The 2,814-nt window shown below is 27.7% G+C and carries 2 protein-coding genes; both read left to right on the top strand.

Annotated features, from left to right (window positions below):
- The first annotated feature begins 159 nt into the window (after positions 1-159).
- Positions 160-1,698 (top strand): hypothetical protein, encoded by a 1,539-nt coding sequence (locus tag G507_RS0109635; protein ID WP_026717280.1) that lies wholly within the window; start codon positions 160-162, stop codon positions 1,696-1,698.
- 2 nt (positions 1,699-1,700) lie between these two features.
- Entirely contained in the window at positions 1,701-2,588 is an 888-nt protein-coding gene (locus tag G507_RS0109630; protein ID WP_026717279.1) for a DNA adenine methylase, read from the top strand.
- The last annotated feature ends 226 nt before the right edge of the window (positions 2,589-2,814 follow it).

The raw sequence follows: 2,814 nt of genomic DNA, 5'->3' as shown, positions 1-2,814 counted from the left end.
TTTTTTCTATTTTGGAATTTTTTTAATCTAAAATTTGTCTATATTTGTTAAGGCTTGGTTATTAATCAGCAAAACTGAAATAAAGCCGCGAACCGATGGCAGTAATTTTACCCAAAACGACGAGAAAGATATATTGAATAAAAAACAAAAAGAATGAGTATGAAATACGAAGCAAAATTAATTAAACTTGACCAACTTGTATTAGATAAAAATAATCCGAGATTTGCCGAATTATACAGCGGAAGCGAAAAAGAAAGTGATATTATTGAATATTTATTATTTACAGAATCGTCAAAAGAAATCGCAGAAGCAATTTCAAAAGCTCAAGAATTTTACGAAGACAGACCACTTTGGGTTATTAAAGATGGAGATAAATATATTGTAAAAGATGGTAACAGAAGATGTTCTGCTGTAAAAGCATTAACTTTGCCAAATAAATACGAATTAGATTTACCGAGATTTGAAATAAATGAACTTCCTGTTTTAGAATACTTTAATCAATCTGATTTAGATATTAGAATTAGACTAGAACACAATAGTAATCTTTTTAAAAAATGGGGTAGAATTGCTAAAGCATTAGAAATTTATAGATTATTTTCAAGCGGAAATTCAATTGAATCGCTTTCTGAAATTGACTCTAATCCTAAAGATTTTATTAAAATCGCCACGTTTTATCATAAAGCATCTGAAATTAAAGGTGAAGACTTTAAAAAGCTTGTACGTGAAGGAAAAGGAGAAACTGGTGGTAAAACAATTGTTTTTGAAAGGTTGTTCAGAGTAAAAAAAGATTGTGGTTATAGTTTTAAAAATACTGGAGAAATTTTAATCAAGAATCAAGAATTATTTAAAAGCTATATTATTGCTCTAGTAAAATATTTATTAGATAATCCTAAAACAAGTTCTAGAACATTAGACGAAATTTCCAAAAGAGGTGAATCATTTTTAGAACTTTTAAAACCATTTGGATTTCCGCCGCAACTAAAACAAAACATTGTTCCAAACGTTGTAAATAATTCTGAAAATAGTTCCACTAAAAACGATGACAACAATTCATCCGAAAACAATAATAATAGTTCACAAAATATAACTACAAGAGGTAATGGAAATATAACAGCAGATTCTACAAATCAAAACGCAACACCAATAAACGATAATAATAATAATAATACATCAAATCCTACTAGTAACACATCTGGAAATACAAACACAAGACATAGTATTAAAAACAGACCAACTATCAAAAGAAAAAAAATTCCTGCACCGTTAAAAAATTTAATTGACGAGTGTTATAATTTGGACCAAAATAATTTTGCGAACTCAAAAACTGCATTAACAAGAGTTACTTTTGAATGTGTTTTAAAATTTGTTGTTGAAAACAGCTTACAATCTAATGGTAAACCTATTTCAGTTTCAAATCATTTTCAATTTGCCTTTAAAGACAAAAGAAATGTAGAATTACCATATACAAATTTCACAATGCTAAAAATTAAATTTTGTGAATTAATAAAAGATACTAGTTACAAAAAAGCATTTGAAGTTTTTGATTTAGAGTTGCCTCATCAAATCATTCATAATTATAGAGTTGGTGCAATTCCAAAGCAGGCCAAAGATTTATGTGATAATCTAATTGATTTATTAGAGTTTATGCTTCAAGATGAGGCAGATTTAATAAATTCTCTTGACATTTCAAAATTGTAATTATGTTTTACTCACCATTAAGATATCCAGGAGGCAAAAACAAATTATCTGCATTTATAGCAAAAATTTGTGTTGATAATAATATTAACGGACATTATGTTGAGCCATATTCTGGTGGAGCATCTGTAGCACTATTTCTATTATTAGAAGGTTTTGTAAAAAAAATTACTATAAATGATAAAGACAGGTCAATTTATGCTTTTTGGTTTTGTGTGTTAAATAAAACTAAACAATTTTGCGAGTTAATCGAAAATGCTGAATTAACTATTGAAGAATGGAGAAAGCAAAAAGAAGTACAAAACAATAAACAAAAAGCAGATTTATTAGATTTAGGCTTTTCAACATTTTACTTAAATCGAACTAATCGTTCAGGGATAATAAACGCTGGTGTTATGGGAGGTATTGCACAAAACGGAAACTATTTAATGGATTGTCGTTTTAATAAAACTGAATTAATAGAAAGAATAAGAAAAATTGCAAAAAAGAAAAGTCAAATACGTCTTTACAAAAAAGATGCTATCAAACTAATTGATAAAGTTCAGCAAGAAGCAATTGACGAAAACATAGTATTTTATTTTGATCCACCATATTATTTAAAAGCAAGTACGCTTTATATGAATCATTATCAAGATAATAGTCACTTAAATGTTAGCGAAAAAATAAAAAGTATAAGAAACATTAAATGGATAGTTTCCTATGATAATGTTCCAGAAATTCAAAATCTATATTCAGATTGTAGTAAAAAGGAATATTCCTTTAAACATACAGCATATAATTCAAGAATTGGCCAAGAGATTTTATTTTTCAGCCCAACATTAAAACAACCGAAAATAAAAGATTGGAATCCATTAGGGTTTAAACTTATAAAACAACAAATCATTTATAAATAAAAAAACTACTGCCATCAGCGGTTTTGCGAGATTGCGAAATATGTGCTAAATTCAAGTTTATCTTTCGCAAGAAATTTTATCTTAGCAGAAAATATGCGGTTCCGAAGTTCGCAACCTCGCAAAGCCACGAGACGTTGTATGAAACCATTGAAAAACAAAAGCTTAAACAAGAATTATCAAATATGAAAGCATTCAAATTATTATTCAACATTATCTTATTTTCATT

This window comes from Flavobacterium gelidilacus DSM 15343 (assembly GCF_000422685.1).
GTDB classification, from domain to species: domain Bacteria; phylum Bacteroidota; class Bacteroidia; order Flavobacteriales; family Flavobacteriaceae; genus Flavobacterium; species Flavobacterium gelidilacus.
The sequence above is the reverse complement of the archived record's forward strand: the minus strand, read 5'-3'. Positions and strand labels throughout refer to the sequence as shown.